The sequence below is a fragment of the Mesorhizobium sp. B2-3-7 genome (assembly GCF_006442695.1).
In the GTDB taxonomy this organism is placed as follows: Bacteria; Pseudomonadota; Alphaproteobacteria; order Rhizobiales; family Rhizobiaceae; genus Mesorhizobium.
On record NZ_VFVV01000018.1, the window covers coordinates 33,049 to 59,459 of the forward strand.

Here is a 26,411-nt window from a genome sequence, read left to right on the forward strand (position 1 = left end):
ACCCGAGCATGTCCCGAAAGTGGAAAACGGTTTTCGACAGGACATGCTTAAGAAAATCGAGATGCCAGGAGATCGGCGATGAACAAGCCGGCGACACTCAATTCCTTCCGCACCGGACCCGACGAACAGGGCATGTTTGGCATTTTCGGCGGTCGTTTCGTGGCCGAAACGCTGATGCCGCTGATCCTCGACCTCGAACGGCACTGGAACGAGGTCAAGAACGATCCGGATTTCAGGGCCGAGCTCACCGATCTTTCGACCCATTATGCGGGGCGGCCGTCGAAGCTTTATTTCGCCGAAGGACTGACCAGGCATCTTCGTGAGGTTTCCTCGGCGAAGGGCATCGGGGGCGGCGCAAAGGTTTATTTCAAGCGCGAGGACCTGAACCATACCGGTTCGCACAAGATCAACAATTGCCTCGGCCAGATCCTGCTGGCCAAGCGCATGGGCAAGACGCGCATCATCGCCGAGACCGGGGCCGGCCAGCACGGCGTGGCATCGGCCACGGTCGCGGCCCGTTTTGGGTTTCCCTGCGTCGTCTATATGGGCGCGACCGACGTTGCCCGCCAGAGCCCCAACGTGTTCCGCATGAAGCTGCTCGGCGCCGAAGTGCGGCCGGTGACCGCTGGCCATGGCACGCTGAAGGACGCCATGAACGAGGCGCTGCGCGACTGGGTGACCAATGTCGAGGACACTTATTACCTGATCGGCACCGCCGCCGGCCCGCACCCCTATCCAGAGCTGGTGCGCGACTTCCAGTCGGTGATCGGTTCGGAGGCGCGCGCTCAGATCCTCGAGCAGGAAGGCCGGTTGCCCGACACCATCATCGCCGCCGTCGGCGGCGGCTCCAACGCCATCGGCCTGTTCCATCCGTTCCTCGACGACAAGGATGTCCGCATCATCGGCATCGAGGCTGGCGGGCGTGGCCTCGACGGCGTCGAGCACTGCGCCTCGATGAACGCCGGCGCGCCGGGCGTGCTGCATGGCAACCGCACCTATCTCCTGCAAAATGCCGACGGCCAGATCATGGACGGCCATTCGATCTCGGCCGGCCTCGATTACCCCGGCGTCGGCCCGGAGCATTCCTGGCTGCGCGACTCTGGCCGCGTCGAATATGTGCCGATCCTCGACGACGAGGCGCTGGAGGCCTTCAAGCTGACCACACGCGTCGAAGGCATCATCCCGGCGCTCGAATCGGCGCACGCCATCGCCCATGCGGTGAAGATCGTGCCCGCCATGGACAAGGACCAGATCGTCATCGTCAACCTGTCCGGCCGCGGCGACAAGGACGTGCATACGGTGGCTTCGATGCTGGGCATGGAGATCTGATCATGGTGACCCGCATCGATCGCCGCATGGCAAAGCTCAAGAACGAAGGCCGCCCGGCGCTCGTCACCTATTTCATGGGCGGCGACCCGGACTATCAGACCTCGCTGTCGATCATGAAGGCGCTGCCAATGGCCGGCGCGGACATCATCGAACTCGGCATGCCGTTCTCCGATCCGATGGCCGATGGCCCGGCGATCCAGGCCGCGGGCTTGCGGGCGCTTAGAGGCGGCCAGACGCTGGTCAAGACGCTCAAGATGGCGGCTGACTTCCGCACCGGCGACAATGAGACGCCGATCGTTTTGATGGGCTACTACAATCCCATCTACGTCTACGGCGTCGACCGCTTTCTCAAGGACGCACTGGCCAGCGGCATAGACGGGCTGATCATCGTCGACCTGCCGCCTGAGATGGACGAGGAACTGTGCATCCCGGCGCTGAAAGCCGGCATTAACTTCATCCGGCTGGCGACACCGACCACCGACGACAAGCGCCTGCCCAAGGTGCTGCAGAACACGTCCGGCTTCGTCTATTACGTGTCGATGACCGGCATCACCGGTTCCGCGCTGGCCGACACCGGCAAGGTGGCTGCGGCGGTCAAGCGCATCAAGGGCCATACCGATCTGCCGGTCTGCGTCGGCTTCGGCGTCAAGACCGCCGAACAGGCGCGCGTCATCGGCGCCAATGCCGACGGCGTCGTCGTCGGTACCGCGATCGTCAATGCGGTCGCCAATGTGCTGGGGCCGAAGGGCGAAAAGACCGCCGACCCGGCCGAGGCCGTCGCCACGCTGGTCAGCGGCCTCGCGCAGGGCGTGCGGTCGGCCCGCCTTGCTGCCGCCGAATAGTTTTCCTACCTCAGGTCTTGTGCACGTCGCCATCCCGGGCGGCATGCGCTGGATCGGTTTGCCGTTTCACGGAAACGCCGAACCGCTCTATCTTTTTGCTTTATCGCAATTCCGGTCGGAAAACCGGTTCACACTTTTCCTGGAATTGCTCTAACTCTTCGTCAGGACAGGAGCCGAAGCGATGAACTGGATCACCAACTACGTTCGCCCGAAGATCAATTCGATGCTCGGCCGGCGCACCGACATGCCCGAGAACCTGTGGATCAAGGATCCCGAGACCGGGGAGATGGTGTTCCACAAGGATCTGGAATCCAACCAGTTCGTCATCCCGTCTTCGGGCCATCACATGAAGATCTCGGCCAAGGAGCGGCTGAAATACTTCCTCGACGACGGCAAATACGAACAGCTCGAAAATCCCAAGGTCATGCTGGACCCGCTGAAGTTCCGCGACGAGAAGCGCTACACCGACCGGTTGAAGGACGCCAAGGCCAAGACCGGCCTGGAAGATGCCATCGTCAACGCGCTGGGCACCGTAGAAGGCCTGCCGGTGGTGGTGACGGTGCAGGATTTTGCCTTCATGGGGGGTTCGCTCGGCATGGCCGCGGGCGACGCCATCGTTCATGCCTTCGAGGTGGCCGTGCAGCGCAAGCGGCCGCTGATCCTGTTTGCCGCTTCCGGCGGCGCGCGCATGCAGGAAGGCATCCTGTCGCTGATGCAATTGCCGCGCACCACGGTCGGCGTCGACCGGCTGAAGGAAGCCGGCCTTCCCTACATCGTCGTGCTGACCAATCCGACGACCGGCGGCGTCACTGCCTCCTACGCCATGCTGGGCGACGTGCATATAGCCGAGCCCGGCGCACTGATCGGCTTCGCCGGACCGCGTGTCATCGAGCAGACCATCCGGGAAAAACTGCCGGACGGCTTCCAGCGCTCCGAATATCTGATGGAGCACGGCATGGTCGACATGGTGGTGTCGCGACTGGAGATGCGCCGGACCATCGCGCGGCTCTTGAAGATGCTGCTCAAGATGCCGGAAGAGCACAAGCCCCTGGAGCCGGAAATCCTGCCGCCGGCGGTGGTCGCGACGGAAGCACGGCCGCAGGCCTGACGCGACACTCTTTGCCGCGAACCGCGATTGCGCGCGATCCATCGCGCGCTTAGGACTCCTACATGACCACGCTTGCCGCCGACCGTGAAATCGAAGCGCTGATGGCGCTTCACCCGAAAGGCTTCGACCTTTCGCTCGACCGCATTTCACGGCTGCTGGAGCGGCTGGGCAATCCTCAGGACTTGCTGCCGCCGGTGATCCACATCGCCGGTACCAACGGCAAGGGCTCCTGCGCCGCCTTCTCGCGGGCGCTTCTGGAAGCGTCCGGCCGGCTCGTGCACGTGCACACCTCGCCGCATCTGGTCAGCTGGCACGAGCGCTACCGGCTGGCGGCCGATGGCGGCGGCAGGTTGGTCGAGGACGATATCTTCGCCGAGGCCATCGCCCGCGTCGCCAAGGCCAATGGCGGCGAGAAGATCACCGTTTTCGAGATCCTCACCGCCGTCACCTTCATCCTGTTTTCGGAGCATCCGGCCGATGCCGCCATCGTCGAGGTCGGTCTCGGCGGCCGCTTCGACGCCACCAATGTCATCGCCAGGCCGGCTGTCTCGGTGATCATGCCGGTGTCGATGGACCACGAAGCCTATCTCGGCGACCGCGTCGAACTGATCGCGGCCGAGAAGGCCGGCATCATCAAGCGCGGCTGCCCGGTGGTCATCGGGGCGCAGGAAACCGAGGCGGCGCAGCAGGTGCTGATCGAAACCGCCGAGCGGCTCGGCTGCCCGACCCTGATCTATGGACAGGATTTCCTCGCCTTCGAGGAGAACGGCCGCATGGTCTATCAGGACGATGATGGCTTGATGGATCTGCCGCCGCCGCGGCTGCCCGGGCGCCACCAGTTCGCCAACGCGGCCGCCGCGATCGCCGCCGTCAAGGCAGCCGGCTTCGAGATCAGCCACCGTGCCGCCGAGAAGGCGATGACCACTGTCGCCTGGCCGGGGCGGATGCAGAAGCTGTCGCAAGGCAGGCTGACGGAACTGGCGCCGAAGGGCGCCGACATCTGGCTCGACGGCGGCCACAATCCGGGCGCCGGCGTGGTCGTCGCCGAGGCGCTGGCCGAACAGGAAGAGAAGAACCCCAGGCCGCTTTTTCTCATCTCCGGCATGATCAACACCAAGGACCAGAGCGGCTATTTCCGCGCCTTCAATGGCCTCGCCCGGCACGTCTATACCGTGCCGGTGAGCCTGAGCGACGCCAGCGTGCCGAACGACGAACTGGCGGCCCGCGCCACGGAGGCCGGGCTTACGGCCGAGCCGGTGAGTTCCGTCGCCAGCGCGCTGATGTTGCTGCGCGACACCTGGGACGGCCCGCCGCCGCGCATCCTGATCGGCGGTTCGCTCTATCTGGCTGGAGCGGTGTTGGCGGAGAACGGCACGCCGCCGACGTAACGCATCCAGTATCTGCGCCTAACTAACCGGTCCAAGCCGCCGCTCAGAAGTCCCAACGCGAGATCATATCAGGCCGGTGGTGCCAGGTCGTTGGTACGGCGAAAATCAAACTTCAGGTCCTGTATGAGCCTGACGGCCTTCTCGGACGATTTTCTCCAGATCGATGTCGGTGCCACTGCTTGCGCCAGGTGGGCATAGAATGTGGGCGCGGGTTCGCGACCTGCTTCACGAATCTCGTAGGATTCAAGCGCTCGCTCGACGACATCTGCTATCGAGCGATTTTCGCGACGAGCAAGTCTATGAGCCAGGTCGCGTGCTTTTGCGCTACGGACCGAGAGCTGAGGTTCGGCCATCTCAAACTCCGTTGTTGGAAGACATATATACCGGTTTCCGCTGCGGTATTCGAGGCGAACGCCGCTATTTCAGCTCGATCTCAATGAAGGCATATTCGCCGTCATTGGCGCTGATGACGTCGTGCTCGACGCCTTCCCTGCGGAAATAGGGCGCGCCTTTCTTCATTTCGGCGAAGGATTCGCCGTCCTTGGTCAGAAGCTTTACCTTGCCGTCCATCAGCGGCACGACAACATAGTCGTGGCCATGGCGGTGCCAGCCGGTGTTGTCGCCCGGCTGAAAGCGGTATTCCGTGACGATGACGCGCTCATTGTCGATGAAGACGGTGGCCTTGGCGGATCCGGTCATTTTTCCTCTCCCTGCATCTGCTTCCAGCAGAAGACATGGAGGCCCCGGACGTCAGGGCCAGAGCGGGCGACCAATGACGCCAACAAAAAGCCCGGCGCGATCGGCCGGGCTTGATGTCAGGAATTTCGGATTGATCAGGCGAGATTACCGTTGATCCAGTGCGACAGCGCGGTCTTGGGCGCGGCGCCAACCTTCACATCGGCTCTTTCGCCGCCCTTGAAGATCATCAGCGTCGGGATCGAGCGCACGCCGAATTCCGCTGCCAGTTCGGGATTCTCGTCGATGTTGAGCTTGGCGATCTTCACCTTGCTGCCGAGCTCATTGGCGATGTCTTCCAGCGCCGGCGCGATCATCTTGCAGGGACCGCACCATTCCGCCCAGAAATCCACCACGACCGGCTCCTTGGCGTCGAGCACAGCGGTCTGGAAATTGTTCTTGTCGACCTTGACGGTAGCCATGCGGAAATCCTTTCGAAATTTTTCGTCGCACCAAATGTGGTGGTTGCCGCGCCCTTCTTCAAGCAGTTCTTGTGTCACGCTCGCGTGAGTCGGGCAAGAGCGTCATCCATGGCCCGAGCCGGTAGTTCGATCAGCCGCGGCGCCTCCGTGAACAGCAAGGCCGCCGTGACTTCGCGGCCGGGATAGAGCGGCCGCAGCAAGGCGCGATAGAGCGCGAGCTGCAGCAGATAGGCGGGCGGAACCTCGCCCAGCGAGGCGGGCGCCGGCCGATTGGTCTTGTAATCGATGATGGATACGCGGTCCGGCGTCACCGCCAACCTGTCGATCTTGCCGGAAATCGAGCGTTTCGTGCCCTTGACGTCGAGGCTGCCCATGACCGCCACTTCGGCGCGCGAAGAGGGTCCGAAAAGCGGCGCGAAACGCGGATCGGCAAGGATCGCCATCACCGAGGCGACCGCCTTTTCGCACTCGCCGGCCGGCCATTGCGCGCCGGCGCGGGCGAGATAGCGTTCGGCTGCGCCCTGGCGTTCGTTTTGCGCCACGCCGGGCAGCATCTGCAGCAGTTTGTGAAGCGCCAGGCCTCGCATGACGGCGAAGCCGGGTTCGGCGTCGCCATCCAGCACTGGCGAGCCGGTGTCGATGACGCTTTCCTTGCCCTCGTCGATCAGGGCGGAGGCTCCGGATGGCGACAGCGGGCGCGGCAGGTCCTCGTATGGCGGCAGCGGCTTGAACAAGATTTCGGGCGGCGGCTCGAAGTCCCGCGTCTGCCTGGCTTCGCTCTCGGCGACCGGTGCAAACGGCGGCAATCCGGTCACCTGGAAGCGATGCACTGAGACGCCGCCGCCGGCCGGATGCGGATACTCGGCACTCTCCGGCGCCCCGACCAGGGCACGGCTGACGAGCGAATGCCAGGTGCCGGTGTTCGGTGCGCGCTTGCCGTGATAACCGCAAACGATCAGCCTGTCCTCGGCCCGGGTCATGCCGACATAGAGCAGCCGCCGGTACTCGTCATCGGCGAGATCACGCGCCCTTGCCGCGGCAGCCTTCGAAATGGCGTTGGCGACGTCGCTGGCCGAACGCCAGAGAAAGCCCTTGCCGCTCCAGTTCAGCCCGGAACCCTCGAACGGCATCAGGCGCGGCAGGTGCTGATCGCTGAACGGAGCCGAACCGCCATCGACCAGGAAGACGACAGGCGCCTCGAGCCCCTTGGCTGCATGCACGGTCATGACGCGGACCTCGTCGCGGGTCTGGTCCATCTCGCGCTTGATTTCTGGGCCGGCGCTCTCCAGCGTCGACAGGAAGGCTTCCAGCCCGGGCAAGCCGGTCCGCTCCTCGGCAAGGCAGAAACTCAGGAATTCGTCGAGAATGTCCCCGGCTTCCGGCCCGAGCCGCGCAACCATCTTGCGGCGCACGCCACCGCGTGCCAGCAGGCCGGCATAGAATTCGAACACCGGCTTGAAGACGGCCTCGTTGGCCCAGATGTCGAGTTGAGCGGCGACCGCCGCGAGCGCTTCGCTTTGGCTGGCATGCTGGCGCAGGGACTCGGCCAGCGACAGGCCGGATGGTCTTTGCGCGGCCAGTGTGAAAAGCATCTCTTCCGAGAGATCGAAGATCGGGCTCCGCAGCACGGCGGCGAGCGACAGATCGTCCTGCGGCTGGATCAGGAAATGGCCGAGCGCGATCAGGTCCTTGACCGCGATGTGGCCGGGCAGGCTCAACCGGTCCGCGCCGGCGACCGGGATGTCACGACGTTTCAGGGCACGCGTCAGTGCATGAACGAAGCGATCGCGCTTGCGCACCAGCACCAGCACGTCGCCAGGGCGCAGCCTCTTGCCGCGGCCTTCGATGACCTCGCCATTGCCGATCCAGCCGGCAATGGTGGCGGCGACGTTTTCGGCAACCCGAACCGCCGGCGCGCGGGCATGGTCGACTGCCTGGGTCCAGTCGTCCGGCTCGTCGACGACATCGGCGCCGATGGATGGCCAGACCTCGACATAGCCCGGTGCATCGGTGCGTATCGCCTTGTGGCTCAGCGGGTCGGGGTCATGGCTGATGCCGCGCCGCACGACCGGATCGGCGAAGACACGGTCGACAGCGGCCAGAACATCGTCGGTCGAGCGGAACGACCAGGTGAGCTTCAGATCGGCGAAGGGCGCATCGGCGTCGCGCACCTTGCTTGCGAACAGGAGCCTGCTGTCGGCGAAGGAATCCGGCGCCGCTCCCTGGAAGGAATAGATCGACTGTTTTTCGTCACCGACAGCGAAGATCGTCCGATGCGCGGTGTCGCGGGCGCCGATGCCGGCGAAGAATTCCTCGGCCAGCCGCTTCACCACCTCCCACTGGTCGGGGCTGGTGTCCTGCGCCTCGTCGAGCAGGATGTGGTCGATGCCCTGGTCGAGCTTGTATTGCACCCACGGGCCGGCATCGGGCCTGGCCAGGAGACTGACGGTGCGGGTGATCAGGTCGTTGAAGTCGAGGAACCCGCGGCCACGCTTCAACTGCTCGTAGCGGGCGACCAGCCAGTCGGCCAGCGTCAGCGCGGCGCGCGTGCCCTCCAGCATTCGGAACAGGGCGAGCCGGTCGACCGTCTCGACGATTGCGGTGGTCGCCGAGAGATAGCGCTCCGCCAGGTCCGGCAGCCGGTCGAGCAGCGCCTTTTTGAATGCATTGGCTGGATCGTAGACGTCGCCGTCGGCCTTCAGGAAAGCCCGCGAAAGCAGCTGCAGGCGGCGCACGGGGTCGGTTTCCGCGAAAGCCAGGCGCGCATGAGGCAAGATGTTGTTGAGCACCGTCCTGGCGTCGGCGGCCTCCGCCGCCTGGGCGAAGCCGGCAAAATAATCCGGCAGGAAGCCGGGCAGCGGCCAGATGGCGGTCGCTATGCCTTCGGCGGTCTGGCCGGGGCGGAATTGGAATTCGTCGAACAGCGTCTGGAAGTTCGGGCCGCCTCGATCGATTTCACCGATGAAGGCGCCCAGTTCGTCGCGCTTGCGGACGATCTCACCCAGCAAAGCGTCGAGCCCGGCCTCGCCACCGCGCTCGAGCACGGCGGCGAAAGCTTCGGCGAGGTCCGGCCGATCCGCCGCGCTGCCCGAAATCATTTCACGGCGCGCGGCGGCGAACAACGATGCCTCCATCTGCGGGTCGAGCATCTCGAAATGCGCGGGGATGTTGGCTTCCAGCGGGAACTGGTGCAGCACCGATTCGCAGAAGGCATGAATGGTCTGGATCTTCAGGCCGCCGGGCGTTTCCAGCGCCTCGGCAAACAGGCGGCGGGCGCGGCGCATGGTTTCGCGGTCGGGCCGGCGGCCATCGAGCGCCTCGACCCTCACCGCCAGTTCGGCATCGCCGAGCGCGGTCCATTCCGACAGGGTCGAGAACACCCGGTTCGACATGTTGGCGGCGGCGGCACGCGTATAGGTCAGGCACAGTATCTTCGACGGATCGGTGCCGCGAAGCAGGAGGCGGATGACGCGCTGGGCCAGCACATGGGTCTTGCCGGACCCGGCATTGGCCGACACCCAGGCGGAATTCCTCGGATCCGAGGCGCTGGCCTGCCTGGAGGCGGTTTCGCCGGGGATGGGATAGGCTTTCTTCATGCCTCCCCTCCCTCGTCATCCGCATCGCCGCCCGCCGACCATTCGAGCACGCGGGCGAGATGGTCGTAGTTGCCGTCGGTCTCGCCTTCGCGGAACGGCAGTGCCCGCGACAGGTAGCCGGCCGCCGGATCGGCATAGTGGATGAGCAATTTCTCCAGCCGCGCCCAGGCCTCCTCGGCGAGGTCCGTGGCGGTGCGTGGCTGCCGGTTGTATTCGAGGATCGATTCCTCGAAGACCTCGCCATTCGGCTTCAGCCTGACAAAAGCCAATTGCGAGGGCTCGCGCGCGCCGAGTTCCTGGAAAGCGCCGCGCCTGAGCAACGCGCCCTCCAGGGCCAGTTGCGGCGACAGCAGCGTGTGCGCCTGCGCCTTGGAAGGCGAGGAGCCGGTCTTGTAGTCCAATATGTCGGCCATGCCGCCATGGAGAAGATCGACCCGGTCGGCATAGCCCGACAGGGTGATCCCGGATTGGCCGACCACGGTCTTGGCCGCTCGCGCCTCGGCGTGGCGCCGGGCCACGGCCCCAGCGCGGCCGCGTTCCCATTCGATGATGCTGGCGGCGAGCTTTTCGAAACGCGGCCACCAGACCGCCTCGACATCGGCGGGAAGTGCTGCCTCGGCGAAGCAGGTTCGGCCGGCGGCGAGCAGGCCGGCCAGCGCATCGGGAGCACGCGGATCGGCCACGCTGCCCGAGAACAGATGCAGGATGGCGTGGAACAGCGTGCCGCGCTCGGCCGCACCCGGGTCGCGGATGACCGGGTCGAGCGGCAGCAGGCCGAGGATGCGCCTGGCATAGATGGCGTAGGGATCGCGACGCAGCGTCTCGATCTCGGTGACCGAGAAATGGGTTGGACGCAGCGCGACCGGCGGCTTCGGCTGCGGGCGCGGCGCGAAATCCCGCCGCGGGCCGGTATCGAGCGCGCGCGCCCAGGCGATGAGCTCGTCGCCGCGTTCGGCAAGCCTGGCTGCCTGGTCCTTGCCGATATAAGTGAGAATGCGCTGCAGCCAGCGCGAGGGCACGGCGGGCGCGTCACCGGCGCGTGCGGAGCGCGACAGCACCACCTTCGCCGCCCCCATGGCCATCTGGAAATCATGCGCGGCAAGCCCAATGCGCCGTTCGGGCGGCTCCAGGTCGATGCCGGTCTTCATCAGCCGCGACATGAAGCGATCGCTTTCGGGTTTGCGCGGCCACACGCCTTCGTTCATGCCGCCGATGACCAGCGTGTCGACATTCTGCAAGCGGGCTTCCAGCGCCCCCCAGATGGCGATGTTCCTGTCTGTGCCTTGCGCCGGCTTGACCGTCTCGGGCGCGATCAGCGCCGCCATGACATCTGGCCATTCGTCGGCGGCAAACGACAGCGGCACGGACGCCGCGACCAGTCCACGCAACAGGTCGGCCAGTTTCTCGCCGGCATCGCCGGCATAGAGTGCGCCAAGCCCGCCATCGGCCGCACGGCCGAGATTTTCCAACACCACGACGCTGGCCCCGACCAGCGCGACAAGACCGGCGTCGGCCTGGCCGCGAAAGGCGGCAAGCGGCGCCAGCGCTTCGTTGAGACGTCCGAGCAAATTCCGCGCGCCTTCGATGGCGCGCACGGTCAGCCGGGCAAACCAGAAAGGCCGCCTGCTGTCGGCGCCGAGGTCAACCAGGCGGGCTTCGAACAGGTCCGGCAGCGACGCGATGTCGGGGCGGCCGGTGCCGCCGCGCAGCGCCACCAGCTCGATCAGTTCCGCCGCATGGCGAACGCTCGTCCGGTCCAGGCCAACGGCAAGCAGGGGATGCTTGAGCAACGACAGCAGGCCGACGGGGTCACCGGGGCGGAACACCGCCTGCAACGCCAGCCCAAGCAGGCCGGCGGCGGGCGTGTTGGAAAGCGGCACACCGCCGGAATCGTCGGCGACGACGCCGAAGCGGGCGAGTTCGACCGAGACGCGGCGCGCCAGCGCCCGGTCGCCGGTAACGAGAGCCGCCCTTTGGCCGGGCTGCTCGACGGCGCGCTTGAGCGCAACGGCGATCGCCACGGCTTCATCGCGTTCGCTGGCCGCTTCCAGCAGGCTCACGCCGGAGAACGCCTGCTCGATGTCGGAGGCGGAAAAGCCGCTGCGCGTCTCGGCCCACAATTCGGTGGTCTCGGCCGGCCGCAGCGCTTCGCCCACGAGGGCGGCGCGAAGCGCGAGTTCATGTCCGGCCGCGCCTATCTCCTCGACATCGCCGCGCAGCACCCCGATGGTGCCGATCAGCTTGGCGAGGCCGTATTGCGGATGGCCGAGCACGGCCGGACGTGCGCCCGGCGCCGTGATGGCCTGGAAGGACGGCTCATCCATCGTCCGGTCGAGGCCTGGCAGCACGATGGCTCCGCCCGCCAAGCGGGCGATGGCGGCCAGCAGCTCTGCCGTGGCGGGGATGGAGCCGGTGGAACCGGCGGCGATAACCGGCCCGGCGGGCGGATTGCGCCGCAACCGCGCCGCTTCCAGCCGGAGCAGGGCGCTGCGATGCGCGGCCGGGTTGGAGAGGTTCCGTTCCCCAAGGAATTTCGGCCAGGCTTCGGTGACGATGCCGAGGAAATCGAGCGTGACCTGCCACCATCCCGCGAGATTGCCGCTCACCAGATCGGCGAGCCGCGTCCAGTCCGTGCCTTCCGTCTCGATCTCATCCATAAGCCGGGCGAGATCGCGCGCCAGCCAGATCGCATCGGCGGCGGAGGCCGGAATGACGATCTCCTCGTCGAAAAGCGCCGCCACATGCGCCGGCAGCCGGCGTTTCCAGGCACGCACCAACGGCGCCAGCAGCAACAGGCGTTCGGTCGCCGCGATCGGCGGCGCGAGGTCGATGGCCGCCGACGCTTCCGTCTCGAACGCGGCCTCGTCCTCATCGAACTCGCCGAGCGGCCGGATGACCGGCAGAATCGCCGAACCGCCGCCGCCCCTCGCCGACAGGCTGTCGACGAAGACGCCACGCAAGGCGCGCGCGGCGCGGCGCGTCGGCACATAGATGATGACATCGGCCAAAGCGAGCGGGTCGCCATCGAAGCGAAAGCCCGGAACAAGACGCCCGGCCAGCAGCGCCTCGGCAAGCGTCGGCAGAAACGGCGCACCGGGCGGAATGGAGAAAACGCGGCCCGGGCCGCTCATTGCAACTCGGCTAGCGCGTCGGCGACCGCCGCTTCCGCGCTCGCAATAGCGTCAGGCGTGCCGACGGTGATCCAATGGCCATGCATCGGCATGCCGGACAGCCGGCCGGCGGCGATCGCCTTGTCGAAGTAGGCGTTAAGCGAATGAGGTTCCGGCAGGGCACCCTTGAAGATGCGCGGATGGACGATCGCCGCCCCGGCATAGATCAGGCCCGCCGGATCGCCCTTGGAACGCCGCAGGGTGCCGTCCGGCGCCACCAGGAAATCGGTGCTGCCGCAGTGTCCGGTCGCCTGATGGAGATCCGCCAGCATCAGCAGAATATCCATTTTCGCGGCGTCCCATGCAAGGGCGAGACGGTTGAGATTGAGCGTTCCTTGGTCGATCCAGAAGGTGTCGGCGTTGAGGATGTAGAAGGGCTGTTGGCCGAGCTCCGGCAGCGCCTTGACGATGCCGCCGGCGGAATCGAGCAACCGCTCGCTCTCGTCCGAAATGACGATCCGCGGCGCATGGCGCGCGCCGAGATGGGCGACGATCTGTTCGGGAAGATAGTGCACGTTGACGACGGCCTTGCCGATGCCGGCCGCGGCGAGACTGTCGAGGCCCCAGTCGAGCAGCGTCTTGCCGGCGATCCTGACCAGCGGCTTGGGGATCGTGTCGGTGATCGGCCGCATGCGCTTGCCGAGCCCTGCGGCAAGCACTATCGCAGTTTTGGGCACGATCGCAGTTTTGGGCACGATCGCAGTTTTGGGCACGCTCGCTGCGTCCGGTATCGATGTCACGGCGTTTGCTCCTCCAGCAGACCGTGAGCGGTATAGAACTCGCGAAGGCCGGCCAAGGCAGGATGAGACAGCGCCCGGCGCAGATAGTCGCGGATACGCGGCAAGTGCTTCAGATAATAGGGCTTGCCGTCGCGTTTTTCGAGCCGGACGAAGATGCCGAGGATCTTGGAATTGCGCTGCGCCGCCATGATCGCATAGGCCTCGAGGAATGCCGCCTCGTCAAATGGGCCGGCCGCGTGGCGGGCGGCGACATAGGCATCGAGCGTGCGTTTCTCGATGCCTGGCGGGATGGTGACGCGCGCGTCCATGGCCAGCGAGGCGACGTCGTAAGCGGCGGGGCCGATCAACGCGTCCTGGATATCGACGATACCGAGCCGGTCATGGCCGGAGCGCTCAGCGCGCCAGATGATGTTCGGCGAATGAAAGTCACGCAGCATCAGCGTGTATTGGCTGTCAGCGAGCCGGTCGAGAACCGCGTTCCACTCCTTGTGGTAGCCGACGCGCAAGGCATCGCCCGCCGGAGCGCCCGTCAGCATCGGCACGTACCAATCGACCAGCAGGTCCGCCTCGATCAGCATGGCGTCGCGGTCGAAGGGCGGCACATCGTGAAACACGCCGGGCGCGGCCTCCATCCGGTGGGGCCAGGTCTTGCCATGCATCATGGCGAGCAGTTCGGCCGCCGCCTCATAGCGCCCGGCGACCGGCCTGCCATGCCCGTCCAGGAAACCTTCGGAGCCCAGATGTTCGAGCAGCAGGAATCCCTGGTCGAGATCCTGCGCATGGATTTCGGGAACGCTGACCCCGGCGGCGAGCAGCGCGCGGTCGATGGCGGCGAAGGCTGACACCGACTGGGCGGTGTGGGCGATGACGCCATAGGGCTTGCCGTCGCGCACCGGCGGGCCCAGCACCAGCCGCGGCGAGTTCATCAGCACCCTCGCGGCGTGGCCTGGAAGCGAGACAATTTCGTAGGAGCGGGCAGAGGCATCGCCGATGAAATGGCGGCGGCTGGCCTCGCCCCATCCAGCGCCTTCGAGGAAATCACGCATGGCGAGCGACCGCGCCACCCGATCGTAGGCAGCGCCTTGCCCGGACAGTCTCGCCAATCGGCCATCGCCATGCTGGACGAGTTCGATCAACACGGCGGTCCCAGGCAAATAACCCTCGGCCCGTTCCGGCCATTCGACAAGGGCCGCGCCTTGCGCCAACGCCTCGTCGAAGCCCAGTTCATCGAGCTCGGCTGCCGAGGACAGGCGGTAGAGGTCGAAATGATGGACCGGGATGCGCGTATCGTAGCTTTGCACAAGGGTGAAGGTAGGACTCGGCACGTCGAGACCGGCATCGTCGGCCACGGCCCTGATCAGCGCCCGCGCCAGCGTCGATTTGCCCGCGCCGAGATCGCCCTTCAGCGCCAGGATGTCGCCGGCGCGCAACGCCAGCGCCAGATCCTCACCCAGCCGCGCTGTCTGTGTTTCGTCGGCGAGTAAACGCTCGAGCATCAATGCGGCCATCGAGTGCGCTACTCGGCCGCGGCGCGGATGCCCGGCATGTCGGGAAAGGTGCAGATGACGGTCGTGCCCTTGTCCTTGCCGGTTTCGATGCGGACGCTGCCGCCATGCAGCTCGACGAAGCTCTTGACGATCGACAGTCCGAGCCCGGCGCCGCGCCGGCGGCCGCCATTGGCGCGCGGCTCGAAGCGGCGGAACACCGAGTCAAGCACGTCGGGCGGCATGCCGGGTCCATCGTCATGGACCGAGAATTCCACACCGTCCGCCAACTGACGGCAGGCGAGCCGGATGGCGCTGGCCTCCGGCGCGTAGTTGGCGGCGTTGCTGAGCAGGTTGTAGAGGATCTGGCGGATGCGGATTTCGTCGCCGTGGAAGGTCTTCGGCGCCGCCGCGGCATCGACCTCGAGCCTGATTGAATGCTCTTCCAGCCGGTCGGCAACCAGCTCGGCGGCGGCGGCGATCGTGCGGTCGACATGGACCTCGGAAATGTCGAGCTGCATGATGCCGGCATCGACCGTGGCGAGGTCGAGTATGTCGTTGACGATGGTCAAAAGCACCGAGGACGACGAGCCGACATGCTCGACATATTCGCGCTGCTTCTGCGTCAGCGGACCGGTGGCCGGCAGCGACAGCAGTTCGGTGAAGCCGATGATGTTGGTCAGCGGCGAGCGCAGTTCGTAGGACACGTGCTGGACGAATTCGTTCTTGAGCTGGTCAGATTTCTCCAGCGCCTCGTTCTTGTCCTTGAGCGCGCGTTCGACACGGACGCTGTCGGTAACGTCGACGAAGGTCATCATCACCTGCCCGTTGGGCAGGGGGATCACGGCGTAGCGCAGCACGGTGCCGTTGTTGAGCTCGGTCTGGCCGTGGCGGTCGCGGCGCTCGTCGTCGAAGCCGGTGATGGCGGCGACGAAGCTGCCCCACGGGCTGTCGATCGCTTGCAGGTCGCAAAGCTCACGGATTGCGGAAACATGGACATTGGGCCGGGCGGTTTCGGCGTCCAGGCCCCACAAAGTAGCAAATGCCGGGTTCGACAGGCGCAGCCTGCCGTCGGGACCGAACACCGCCACGCCTTCGGCGAGGTTGTCGAGTGTTTCGCCCTGGACCCGCACCGCGGTGCGGTAGCGGCTTTCGAGGTCCATCTTCTCGGTCAGGTTCTCGAACACCCAGGTGACGCCGCCCTTGGGCTGCGGGTTGGCGACGACGCGGATGGTCTTGCCGTCGGGCAGGTGCCACCAATGCTCCTGCGATTCCACCGCGCGGTAGGCGCCGAGCAGGCCTTCCTTCCAGCGGCGCCACTCCGGCTGCTCGGCGATCTTGCCCTCGCTGCGCAGCCGATCCAGCAGCAAAGCGTTATCGGGCGCGCTGTGCAGGAAGCCTGCATCGAGGCCCCAGAGCTTCTGGAAAGCCTGGTTGAAGAAGCGCAGCTTCTCGTCGGTGTCGAAGATCGCGACCGCCGTGTTGAGCTGGTCGAGCGTGTCGGCGTGGCTGCGCACGGTGCGCTCATATTCGCTGCGGATGGTTTCGATGGCGCTGGTGTCACAGGCAAGCCCGGCCGAACCGTCGGCGCCGGCGAAATCGGTCACCGCGAAGACGCGGCGGTCGCCCTCGATCACCGTGGAAAGCGTCTGTTCGAAGACAGGATGGGACTTGTGCTGGGCAGCGATCGCTTCGCGCGCCTGGCCGCCGAGGAATTCCTTGGCGTCGCGGACGGCCATCTCCGCGCTTTCGGCCTCGACCGCTTCGGCATAGGCCCGGTTCACCCATCTCAGGCGGCCGTCCTCGCCGCGCAGCCATGCCGGCATCTTCAGCGCCTCGAGCAGGCCGATCATCGTATCATGATCGGCGGCCAGCCGCTGGTTTTCGATCTTCAGCCGGGCCTGGCTGCGTTGCGTCTCGGAAAGGGAAACGAACCGCACCAGCACATGCGCCGCGCTCTTGCGGCCATGCACTTCCAGCGGAGCGCCGGTCTGCGTTTCGATGACGAGGTCGAAGGACACGGCTCTTTCGCGCAGCCCCGCGACGGCATGCTCGAGTGCCGCAGCCGAGCGCGGCATCAGCCAGCGGCCGAAGGCAAGGAAGGCGGCCCGCTCCTCGGGCGCGCCGCTTTCGACCGGCAGCGTGCCGATGAGCTCGGGTTTCTTGTTCTCCGAGGCCCAGACGACGACACGCTGGTCGCGCAAGTTGAGCAGCGCCTCCGAACGGCGCAGCGCCGCGTTGATGTCCGCGATGCGGCTCCTGAGCTCGACATTTTCGGCCGAGGTGCGCGCTCTCTCCCGGATCAGAACGATGGCCGACAGGAATGCCGCTCCCATCACTCCGACAAAGACGGCAAGCTGCACGACCTCGACCGTGCTCACCGATAGGCTTGCAGCCTCCGCAGCAGCAGCCTGGGCGTGGGCCACCGTGCCGGCCAAAGGCCAGCCAAGTGCGGAGCCGGCAAGGAAAAGTCCGGCGCGCGCGCGCCATGAAGGGCGCCCGCCTCGCGTGGCGGTGCCGGTAATCCTCGAATCGTCATGGCCGCCGGAAACGGCCCGTCCCGCGCAAAGCGGGTTATCCCCCGGCATGTCTTGGTCCTCTTCGCCGCCTGAATGCAAGACCGCCCTGATGCGTACGCCGGTCCTCGTCCCCGGACCGCGAATCACAACAATAGCGCCTGCTGGAATCGGCGTGAAGAATCATTCGGCGCAAAAATAAAGCCGGGCGAAAAGTCAATCGCCCGGCGTCAATATCTGGTAGTAAATTCAGCTTTGGTTAATAGCGGTAGTGTTCCGGCTTGAACGGACCCTGCGGGGTCACGCCGATATAGGCTGCCTGTTCGCCCGACAGTTCGGTCAGGCGAGCGCCGAGCTTGTCGAGATGCAGGCGCGCGACCTTCTCGTCGAGATGCTTGGGCAGCACGTAGACCTGGTTCTGGTACTGCTCGCCCTTGGTGAACAGCTCGATCTGCGCCAGCACCTGGTTGGTGAAGGACGCCGACATGACGAAGCTCGGATGGCCGGTGGCGTTGCCGAGGTTGAGCAGGCGGCCTTCCGACAGCAAGATCATGCGCTTGCCATCGGGGAAGGTGATCATGTCGACCTGAGGCTTGACGTTGGTCCATTTCAGGTTGCGCAGCGATGCCACCTGGATCTCGTTGTCGAAGTGACCGATGTTGCCGACGATCACCATGTCCTTCATCGAACGCATGTGGTCGAGGGTGACGACATCCTTGTTGCCGGTGGTGGTGATGACGATGTCGGCGGTGGGTGCGGCATCTTCGAGCGTGACGACCTCGAAGCCGTCCATCGCCGCCTGCAGGGCGCAGATCGGATCGACCTCGGTGACCTTGACGCGGGCGCCGGCGCCCTTCAGCGAGGCGGACGAGCCCTTGCCGACGTCGCCATAGCCGCAGACGACGGCGACCTTGCCGGCCATCATGGTGTCGGTGCCGCGGCGGATGCCGTCGACCAGCGATTCCTTACAGCCATATTTATTGTCGAATTTCGACTTGGTGACGGAGTCGTTGACATTGATGGCCGGGAAAGGCAGCAAGCCCTTCTTCTGCAGCTGGTAGAGCCTGTTGACGCCGGTGGTCGTCTCTTCGGTGACGCCCCGGATCGCTTCCTTCTGCTTGGTGAAGAAGCCGGGCGAAGCCTTCATGCGCTTCTTGACCTGGGCATAGAAATATTCCTCCTCCTCGCTGTGCGGATTGGACAGCACGTCCTCGCCGGCCTCGGCGCGCGCGCCGATCAGGATGTACATGGTGGCGTCGCCGCCATCATCGAGGATCATGTTGGAGGTGCCGCCGTCGGCCCACTGGAAAATCCTGTCGGTGTAGTCCCAGTACTGCTCAAGCGTCTCGCCCTTGACGGCGAAGACCGGGATGCCGGCCTCGGCGATGGCAGCAGCCGCATGGTCCTGGGTCGAGAAGATGTTGCAGGAAGCCCAGCGTATATCGGCACCGAGCGCCTTCAGCGTCTCGATCAACACCGCGGTCTGGATGGTCATGTGCAGCGAGCCGGTGATGCGCGCGCCCTTGAGCGGCTTCTTGGAGCCGAATTCCTCGCGGCAGGCCATCAGGCCCGGCATTTCGGTTTCGGCGATCTCGATTTCCTTGCGGCCCCAGCCGGCAAGCGAGATGTCGGCGACCACATAGTCCTTGCTACCCGTCATGGCAGTGCTCCGATGCGAATTGTTACGCTATTGAATTGTTTGCGGATGCGCCCGCGCCGGCAGGCGCGTCGAAGGGCGCGAATTGCCCGCCTGACTAGCAGATCGGCGTCAAGACGACAATGGGATATAAAGAAATCTTTATCCCTGCATGTCTTTCATGCGGAGGTAAGGGATCAGCATTCCTCGCCGAAGCGGGACGCCACCAGCTGCTCCAGCGCATTCATGACCTCAAGCGCTTCGGGACCGCTGGCGGTGACGCGAATCGAATAGCCCGGACTTGCCGCCAGCATCATCAGGCCCATGATCGAGGTGCCGCCGACCTTGACGCCGTCCTTCTCGACGTGGACCGACGCGTTGTAGCCGCTGGCGAGCTGCACGAACTTGGCCGAGGCGCGCGCGTGCAGGCCGCGTTGATTGACGATCGGAAATTCGCGGACGATCTGGTCCTTTTCCGACGACATCGTGCTCATTTGCTGCTCAGGAGCTGGCTGGCGACATTGATGTATTTGCGCCCCGCCGCCTGCGCCTCGTCGAGGGCCGCCGCCATGTTGTCGCCCTTGCGAATCGAGGAGAGCTTGATCAGCATCGGCAAATTCATGCCGGCGATGACTTCGGTGCGGCCGGACTCCATCACGGAAATGGCAAGGTTCGAAGGCGTGCCGCCGAACATGTCGGTCAACACGATCACGCCCGTCCCGGTGTCGACACGGGCGACGGCATCGACGATGTCGCGCCGGCGCTGCTCCATATCGTCGTCAGCCCCGATCGCCACGGTTTCGAAATTGTCTTGTGGCCCGACGACATGTTCCACGGCATGTCGGAACTCGGTGGCCAGTTGACCGTGCGTTACAAGCACGAGTCCGATCATTCTTTGGTGGCTCCCGTCATCGCCGCTTCACAGGCGCATTTTATGCTCGCCAGCCATTCCAGGCGGCGGGAGCGCTATCTTGTCGACGCGCGGCTCGTTGACAAGCCCAAAATTGCGCCGGCCCATGCCATTTTGACGCATTGCAGCAAAAAACCCCGGTCGCATCATAGAAAAGGCGCGATCGACAGATGCGCCATCACGGCGGGCAAGGCAGCGGCAATATTGCGTTCCGCCACGTCAATCCGCGGCACCAGGCAGCCGGCGATGGTGTCGTCGGCATCCTCCTGAAAGCGTGCCACTTCGCCGGCCGGCAAAAGCCTGACATGCAGATCGATGACGGCGCCCGCCTCAAACGGCACGGGTCGCGGACCACGCCCGGGCACCTCGACCAGGCCCTCGATCGCGGCGGGCGCGCGGCACACCAGCCGTCCCGCATGTGCCATGACGAAAAGCTGGTCGTCGCCGACGAGCCGTGAGAACAAGCCTCGCGGGTGGCAATGGTCAATGAGCGCCAGCGCCAGCGTCGTCTTGCCCGAACCGGATGCGCCGCTGACGAGAACGCCGCGCTCGCCGATCAGGATGGCCGTTGCGTGGATGTTTTCAGGCTGCATGAGCGTGCCCGCTTGTGTATTTCGGAAATCCTGATCCAACGCCGTCATCCCGAGGATCTGCAGGTCTTCCAATAGTGTTCGCACCATAGCCACGCTGTGCGGCGTATCCACGGGACAAGCCCGAGGATGACGGCCGTAAGGCCGCGATATCCGGGATCATTTTTGCATGAGGCATGATCTGATCCGAAAACCGGTTCCCACTTTTCGGGATCATGCTTCGGCCGGCAGCGTAACCACGAAGCGGGCGCCCTTGATCTCGCCTGGCTTGGTGCCGGGGATGTTCTCGGCGGTCAGCGTGCCGCCATGGGCCTCGACGATCTGCCTGGATATCGACAGGCCAAGGCCTGAATTCTGGCCGAACGCCTCGCCGGCGGGCCGGTCGGTGTAGAAGCGTTCGAAGATGCGATCGATGTTGTCGGCGCGGATGCCGGGACCATTGTCATCGACGGTGAGGATGTTGAACTTGCCGGTGCGCGCCAGCGACAGGATGATGTGGCCGCGCTCCTCTGGCACGAAGGAGCGGGCGTTCTCGATCAGGTTGGTGATGACCTGGCCGATGCGCAGGTCGTGGCCGACGACGAAATAGCCCTTGACGCCCTGCGGCAGCTTGGCGACCCTGAGCTCGATCTCGACCGCCTTCTTGTTGCGCGTCGTTTCACGCGAGACGGCGACGAGGTCGGTGATGAACTTCTTCAGGTCCACGGTCCCCGCGTCATCCCGCGCCAGCTCGGCGTCGAGACGGGAGGCATCCGAAATGTCGGTGATGAGACGGTCCAGCCGCCTGACGTCGTGCTGGATGATCTCCATCAGCCGGCTGCGCGAATTGTCGTTCTTGGCCAGCGGCAAGGTCTCCACCGCGCTGCGCAGCGAGGTCAGCGGGTTCTTCAATTCATGGGAAACATCGGCGGCGAAGCTCTCGATCGCCTCGATGCGCGCATAGAGCGCGTTCGTCATGTCGCGCACGGCAATCGACAGATTGCCGATCTCGTCCTGACGGTCGGAGAAATCAGGAATTTCCTCGCGGCTCTTGACGCCGCGCCGTACCCGCACGGCCGCCGCCGACAGCCGGCGCAGCGGATTGGCGATGGTGGAGGCCAGAAGCATCGACAGGATGGCGGTGACGAGCGCCGCGATGCCAAAGACGCGCAGGATCGCCTTGCGTTCGGCGGCGACGATCTTGTCGATGTCGCCGCCTTCGGTCGACAGCATCAACACGCCGAGAACGGCGCGGAAGCGCTGGATCGGCACCGCGACGGAAACGATCTGCTCGCCCTGTTCGCTGATCCGGACGATGGTCGACGGGCTGCCGGTCAGCGCCTTGACCACTTCCGGGAAGGCGGCGCCATTGCCGCCCGGCTGCTCGTGATAGACCGGCAGATCGGTGTTGCGGAAGAAGTCGAAGATGAACTTCTGGATGCGTTCGACAAGGTCGGGCTCTTCCTCGTCGACCGGCGGCAGATCGTACCGAAGGATCTGCCCGCGCGAATAGAGATGGCGCGAATCGAGCAGCAAATTGGCGTCGCGGTCGTAGATGCGGGCGCGGGTGCGGGTCGGCGAGATCAGCCGGCGCAGCACCGGGGCGACGCGCTCGGGATTGATCGGGAAATCCAGATTGTCGAGCTGGTCGGAGCCCGGTCCCAGGCTTTCGCCGGCCTGCAGCTCAAGCAGCTTTTCCGGATCGATGCTGATCGAATCGGTCTCGACCGTCGCCGAGGCGGCGATCGCGCCGGCGATGATCTCGCCCTGGGTCATCAGGCTTTCGACGCGGGCGTCGATCAGCCCGTCGCGGAAGGTGTTGAGATAGAGAATGCCGGTGACCAGGACTGCGAGGCCGGCGAGATTGAGGAAGAGGATACGCCGCGTCAGGCTGGAAAAGATGTGATGGCCGAGGAAGCGGCGCATGGGCACGGTGAGCTTCGACAGGAACGCGGGCATGATGCGCGCCGGCCGCCTTGCAACGCCCGCCGATCTGCTCCGCTGTGCTTCCACTGCCATCGAACAGCAGTTCCCTGCTTAGTATTAGTGAGTAGCGGGTAGCGAATAGAGAAATGGTTGGCTGAGATCGCGGCGATGCACGGGTGGCCGCTCGCACCATTCAAAACTGACTACCGACTATTCTCTATTGCCTACCCGCCTATTCACGCCTCGCGGAACCGGTATCCGACTCCGTAAAGGGTTTCGATCATCTCGAAGTCGTCGTCGACGGCCTTGAACTTCTTGCGCAGCCGCTTGATGTGGCTGTCGATGGTACGGTCGTCAACATAGACCTGCTCATCATAAGCCGAATCCATCAGCGCATCACGACTTTTTACGACGCCGGGGCGCTGTGCCAGCGAATGCAGGATCAGGAATTCGGTGACGGTGAGCGTCACCGGTTCGCCTTTCCAGGTGCAGGTGTGGCGTTCCTGGTCCATGACGAGCTGGCCGCGCTCGAGCGAGCGCGCCTGCTGGCTGGGCGCTTTTGCCGCGGCCTCACGGGCGCTGGCACGACGCAACACCGCGCGCACCCGCTCGACCAGCAAACGCTGCGAGAAGGGTTTGCGGATGAAGTCGTCGGCGCCCATCTTGAGGCCGAACAGCTCGTCGATCTCGTCGTCCTTGGAGGTCAGGAAGATGACCGGCAGGTCGGATTTCTGGCGCATCCGGCGCAAGAGTTCCATGCCGTCCATGCGCGGCATCTTGATGTCGAGGATGGCGAGATTCGGCGGGCGCGCCGCCAGGCCTTCCAGCGCGGACGCACCATCCGTGTAGGTTTCGACGCGATAGCCTTCCGATTCGAGGGCGATCGACACCGAGGTCAGAATGTTGCGGTCGTCATCGACAAGCGCGATTGTTGCCATTTCAAGCGGCTCCCTCATGAGCTGTCCCTTCTTTGGTAGAGAAGGGGCTTTTGCAGGACAAATTAGGTACAAAATGTGGCATAGGCCTTCGCCGCTGTCACGGGCGGCATGCCGGCGGCCACGATCGCACCTCGATATGGATTGGACGAACCAGCGCCGCCAATCCTTTGGGCAACCACGAAACTTTTTGCACATATAAACGATTTAAACAACTTTCAAAATATTTAAATCGATTAATGATTTGATATCATTCGACTTTTCTGGTTCTGACCATCTAAGCTCGCGTAGTGGGCGTGCCGGAAGGCGCCGGCAAAGATGCGGCAAATCGGAGAAGGGTCACCCATGTCGGAAGTCGGCAAACGCAATCCTGCCTGCGCGATCGATCGTATCGGTCTCAGAACCTCTGGCCTGGTGCGCTACAATTTCGGGGCGGCCGCCCTCTACGAGGAATCGATCAGGCGCGGCGAAGCGCGGCTGACAGCGCACGGCGCGCTGGTCGCCGAAACAGGCCAGCACACCGGCCGTTCGCCCAAGGACAAGTTCGTCGTCCGAGACGGCGCCACCGAGAATGACATCTGGTGGGACAACAACAAGGCGATCTCGCCGGACCAGTTCGAGACGCTGTTCGAAGAGTTCCGGGCGCACGCCGCGGACAAGGATCTCTACGTGCAGGACCTGGTGGGCGGCGCAGACCATGAGCTGAAGCTGCCCACCAGAGTCATCACCGAGTTTGCCTGGCATTCGCTGTTCATCCGTAACCTGCTGATCCGTCCGGAAGCCGCGGAGCTCGACCATTTCGTGCCCGAGATGACGATCATCGACCTGCCCTCCTTCCGCGCCGACCCCGCCCGCCACGGCACCCGCACTGAAACCGTGATCGCCGTCGACCTCACCCGCAAGATCGTCCTGATCGGCGGCACTTCCTATGCCGGCGAGATGAAGAAATCGGTGTTCACAATGCTGAACTACCTGCTGCCGGCCAAGGGCGTGATGCCGATGCACTGCTCGGCCAATGAGGGCCCTGGCGGCGACGCCGCGATTTTCTTCGGCCTGTCGGGCACCGGCAAGACGACGCTGTCGGCCGATCCGTCGCGCACGCTGATCGGCGACGACGAGCACGGCTGGGGGCCGCACGGCATCTTCAATTTCGAAGGCGGCTGCTATGCCAAGACCATCAAGCTGTCGGCGGAAGCGGAGCCTGAGATTTTCGCCACCACGCAGCGCTTCGGCACGGTGCTGGAGAACGTCGTTCTCGACGCCCATGGCGTGCCGGATTTCGACGACGGCCGGCTCACCGAGAACACGCGCTGCGCCTATCCGCTCGACTTCATACCCAATGCCAGCAAGACGGGGCGCGCCGGCCATCCCCGGAACATCATCATGCTGACCGCCGACGCTTTCGGCGTGATGCCGCCGATCGCACGACTGACCCCGGCGCAGGCGATGTATCATTTCCTGTCCGGCTACACGGCCAAGGTGGCCGGAACGGAGAAGGGCGTGACCGAGCCCGAAGCGACGTTCTCGACCTGTTTCGGCGCGCCGTTCATGCCGCGCCATCCCTCGGAATATGGCAATCTGCTGCGCGAGCTGATCGCGCAGCACGGTGCCGATTGCTGGCTGGTCAGCACCGGCTGGACTGGCGGCGCCTACGGCACAGGCAGGCGGATGCCGATCAAAGCGACGCGCGCGCTGCTTGCCGCGGCACTCGACGGCTCTCTGAAGACGACCGGTTTCCGTACCGACGCCAATTTCGGTTTCGAGGTGCCGGTGGCGGTGCCGGGCGTCGACGCCGCCATCCTCGACCCGCGATCAACCTGGGCCGACAAATCCGCTTATGACCGGCAAGCGGCAAGGCTGGTCGGCATGTTCGCCGTCAATTTCGAGAAGTTCGAAAACCATGTCGACGCCTCCGTCCTCGGCGCGGCGCCGCACATGCGGGAAGCGGCGGAATAATCGCCCGCCAGGCTCAGCCATCCTCGCAAGGCCCGGTCCCGATCGGGCCTTTTCTTTTTTCGTGCGCCGCGCCATGACTGCGGCATGACGAGCGACGACACAATCATCATTGCCGACGATGCCGTGATCCATCCGGGTGATCTGCACGAGGATTTCATCCGCTCCTCCGGCCCCGGCGGGCAGAACGTCAACAAGGTGGCGACGGCGGTGCAGCTGCGCTTCGATGCACGCAACGCACCCGGCCTGTCGGAGCGCGTGCGCGAACGCACGATCAGGCTTGCCGGCCAGCGCGCCACCAAGGACGGCGTCATCGTCATCGAAGCCGGACGCTTCCGCACGCAGGAGCAGAACCGGGCGGATGCACGGGCGCGGCTGACGGCGCTGGTCGCCAAGGCGGCCGAGCCGCCACCGCCGCCGCGCAAGAAGACGAGACCGTCGAAAGGCGCGGTCGAACGGCGGCTGAAGAGCAAGGCCGGACGCGGCACCATCAAGAAACTGCGCGGCCGGGTAGAGAACGATTAAGCAACACACCAATCGCGCGCGTGAACCCGCTTTCAATTTCGCTTTGCAGATGCAAGGTTTACTCATTGCCACAGCAAGGAGACCTGGAGATGGGTATGTTCGATTTCGTCAAGAGCGTCGGCAAAAAGCTCGGCATAGGCGGTGACGAGGAAGCGGCACCCAGCGCCGATACGCTCAAGAAAGAACTCGATTCGCACAAGCTCGGTACCGACGGCGTGCAGGTCGTCGTCCAGGGCGACACGGCGGTGCTGAAGGGCGTGGTCAAGGACCAGTCGGTTTTCGAAAAGGCGGTCATCGCCGTCGGCAACACGCTAGGCGTCTCCAAGGTGCAGGCGGACGAGTTGCAGGTCGCGCCGGCCTCCGGTTCGGCGGCGGCCGCGGCCAAGGAACCGACCTTCTACACCGTCCAGAAGGGCGACAATCTCTGGAAGATCGCCGAGAAAAGCTATGGCAAGGGCAAGGGCGCCAAGAACACGGTCATCTTCGAGGCCAACAAGCCGATGCTGACCCATCCCGACAAGATCTATCCGGGGCAGGTCCTGCGCATTCCAGACCTCACCTGATCAAGGGAGACGCGAATTTTTCGGGAACGGCGGCTTTCGGGTCGCCGTTTTCATTTTCAGATGG

20 protein-coding genes and 1 pseudogene are annotated in these 26,411 nt (G+C 64.8%); 7 read left to right on the forward strand and 14 right to left on the reverse strand.

Annotated features, from left to right (window positions below; genetic code table 11):
• The first annotated feature begins 78 nt into the window (after positions 1 to 78).
• From trpB to FJ940_RS26460, 4 genes are all read left to right on the forward strand, one after another.
• Entirely contained in the window at positions 79 to 1,329 is a 1,251-nt protein-coding gene (trpB, locus tag FJ940_RS26445; RefSeq protein WP_140583015.1) for a tryptophan synthase subunit beta, read from the forward strand.
• 2 nt (positions 1,330 to 1,331) lie between these two features.
• Positions 1,332 to 2,171 (forward strand): tryptophan synthase subunit alpha, encoded by an 840-nt coding sequence (trpA, locus tag FJ940_RS26450; protein WP_140658358.1) that lies wholly within the window; start codon positions 1,332 to 1,334, stop codon positions 2,169 to 2,171.
• 181 nt (positions 2,172 to 2,352) lie between these two features.
• Positions 2,353 to 3,279, forward strand: a complete 927-nt coding sequence (gene accD / locus FJ940_RS26455) for an acetyl-CoA carboxylase, carboxyltransferase subunit beta (RefSeq protein ID WP_140491161.1) — start codon at positions 2,353 to 2,355, stop codon at positions 3,277 to 3,279.
• A gap of 62 nt (positions 3,280 to 3,341) precedes the next feature.
• Positions 3,342 to 4,667, forward strand: a complete 1,326-nt coding sequence (locus FJ940_RS26460; RefSeq protein WP_140517758.1) for a folylpolyglutamate synthase/dihydrofolate synthase family protein — start codon at positions 3,342 to 3,344, stop codon at positions 4,665 to 4,667.
• Between the two features lie 105 nt (positions 4,668 to 4,772).
• Here the strand turns inward: FJ940_RS26460 and FJ940_RS26465 are convergent.
• From FJ940_RS26465 to FJ940_RS26535, 14 genes and pseudogenes are all read right to left on the reverse strand, one after another.
• A pseudogene (locus FJ940_RS26465) lies at positions 4,773 to 5,020 on the reverse strand (plasmid stabilization protein).
• A 64-nt stretch (positions 5,021 to 5,084) separates the two neighbouring features.
• Entirely contained in the window at positions 5,085 to 5,366 is a 282-nt protein-coding gene (locus FJ940_RS26470; protein ID WP_140491165.1) for a cupin domain-containing protein, read from the reverse strand.
• 134 nt (positions 5,367 to 5,500) lie between these two features.
• On the reverse strand, positions 5,501 to 5,824 hold the full coding sequence (gene trxA / locus FJ940_RS26475; RefSeq protein WP_140491167.1) for a thioredoxin: 324 nt from the start codon (positions 5,822 to 5,824) through the stop codon (positions 5,501 to 5,503).
• 74 nt (positions 5,825 to 5,898) lie between these two features.
• Entirely contained in the window at positions 5,899 to 9,420 is a 3,522-nt protein-coding gene (gene addA, locus FJ940_RS26480; RefSeq protein ID WP_140658360.1) for a double-strand break repair helicase AddA, read from the reverse strand.
• Complete coding sequence (gene addB, locus FJ940_RS26485; protein WP_140563515.1) at positions 9,417 to 12,551, reverse strand: double-strand break repair protein AddB; 3,135 nt, start codon at positions 12,549 to 12,551, stop codon at positions 9,417 to 9,419. Before addB ends, addA begins: the two co-directional genes overlap by 4 nt.
• Positions 12,548 to 13,252 carry a nucleotidyltransferase family protein gene (locus FJ940_RS26490; RefSeq protein WP_140517791.1) on the reverse strand — a complete coding sequence of 235 codons (705 nt, stop codon included), beginning with the start codon at positions 13,250 to 13,252 and terminating at the stop codon, positions 12,548 to 12,550. Before FJ940_RS26490 ends, addB begins: the two co-directional genes overlap by 4 nt.
• A 74-nt stretch (positions 13,253 to 13,326) precedes the next feature.
• Positions 13,327 to 14,838: a tRNA (adenosine(37)-N6)-threonylcarbamoyltransferase complex ATPase subunit type 1 TsaE gene (gene tsaE / locus FJ940_RS26495; RefSeq protein WP_140563517.1), complete on the reverse strand. Its 1,512-nt coding sequence runs from the start codon at positions 14,836 to 14,838 to the stop codon at positions 13,327 to 13,329.
• Positions 14,839 to 14,846: 8 nt separating this feature from the next.
• A complete protein-coding gene (locus FJ940_RS26500) occupies positions 14,847 to 17,402 on the reverse strand; it encodes a PAS domain-containing sensor histidine kinase (RefSeq protein ID WP_140658362.1) in 2,556 nt (851 codons plus the stop codon).
• Positions 17,403 to 17,589: 187 nt separating this feature from the next.
• Positions 17,590 to 18,990 carry an adenosylhomocysteinase gene (ahcY, locus tag FJ940_RS26505; RefSeq protein WP_140517752.1) on the reverse strand — a complete coding sequence of 467 codons (1,401 nt, stop codon included), beginning with the start codon at positions 18,988 to 18,990 and terminating at the stop codon, positions 17,590 to 17,592.
• A gap of 173 nt (positions 18,991 to 19,163) precedes the next feature.
• Complete coding sequence (locus FJ940_RS26510) at positions 19,164 to 19,460, reverse strand: HPr family phosphocarrier protein (protein ID WP_140491179.1); 297 nt, start codon at positions 19,458 to 19,460, stop codon at positions 19,164 to 19,166.
• The gene (locus tag FJ940_RS26515; protein ID WP_027032585.1) at positions 19,457 to 19,858 is read right to left on the reverse strand and encodes a PTS sugar transporter subunit IIA; all 402 of its coding nucleotides are present in this window, start codon (positions 19,856 to 19,858) and stop codon (positions 19,457 to 19,459) included. The genes FJ940_RS26510 and FJ940_RS26515 overlap by 4 nt, the downstream gene beginning before the upstream one ends.
• Positions 19,859 to 20,022: 164 nt before the next feature.
• Positions 20,023 to 20,469, reverse strand: a complete 447-nt coding sequence (locus FJ940_RS26525) for an HPr kinase/phosphorylase (protein WP_140658414.1) — start codon at positions 20,467 to 20,469, stop codon at positions 20,023 to 20,025.
• A gap of 210 nt (positions 20,470 to 20,679) precedes the next feature.
• A complete protein-coding gene (locus FJ940_RS26530) occupies positions 20,680 to 22,464 on the reverse strand; it encodes a sensor histidine kinase (protein WP_140491185.1) in 1,785 nt (594 codons plus the stop codon).
• Positions 22,465 to 22,607: 143 nt separating this feature from the next.
• Positions 22,608 to 23,309: a response regulator transcription factor gene (locus FJ940_RS26535; RefSeq protein WP_010912942.1), complete on the reverse strand. Its 702-nt coding sequence runs from the start codon at positions 23,307 to 23,309 to the stop codon at positions 22,608 to 22,610.
• A 342-nt stretch (positions 23,310 to 23,651) separates the two neighbouring features.
• On the opposite strand from FJ940_RS26535, the gene FJ940_RS26540 reads away from it, so the two are divergent.
• From FJ940_RS26540 to lysM, 3 genes are all read left to right on the forward strand, one after another.
• Positions 23,652 to 25,262 carry a phosphoenolpyruvate carboxykinase gene (locus FJ940_RS26540; RefSeq protein ID WP_140658364.1) on the forward strand — a complete coding sequence of 537 codons (1,611 nt, stop codon included), beginning with the start codon at positions 23,652 to 23,654 and terminating at the stop codon, positions 25,260 to 25,262.
• A gap of 84 nt (positions 25,263 to 25,346) precedes the next feature.
• Positions 25,347 to 25,784 (forward strand): alternative ribosome rescue aminoacyl-tRNA hydrolase ArfB, encoded by a 438-nt coding sequence (gene arfB / locus FJ940_RS26545; protein WP_140491189.1) that lies wholly within the window; start codon positions 25,347 to 25,349, stop codon positions 25,782 to 25,784.
• A gap of 89 nt (positions 25,785 to 25,873) precedes the next feature.
• The gene (gene lysM / locus FJ940_RS26550; protein ID WP_140491191.1) at positions 25,874 to 26,347 is read left to right on the forward strand and encodes a peptidoglycan-binding protein LysM; all 474 of its coding nucleotides are present in this window, start codon (positions 25,874 to 25,876) and stop codon (positions 26,345 to 26,347) included.
• Positions 26,348 to 26,411 lie beyond the last annotated feature (64 nt).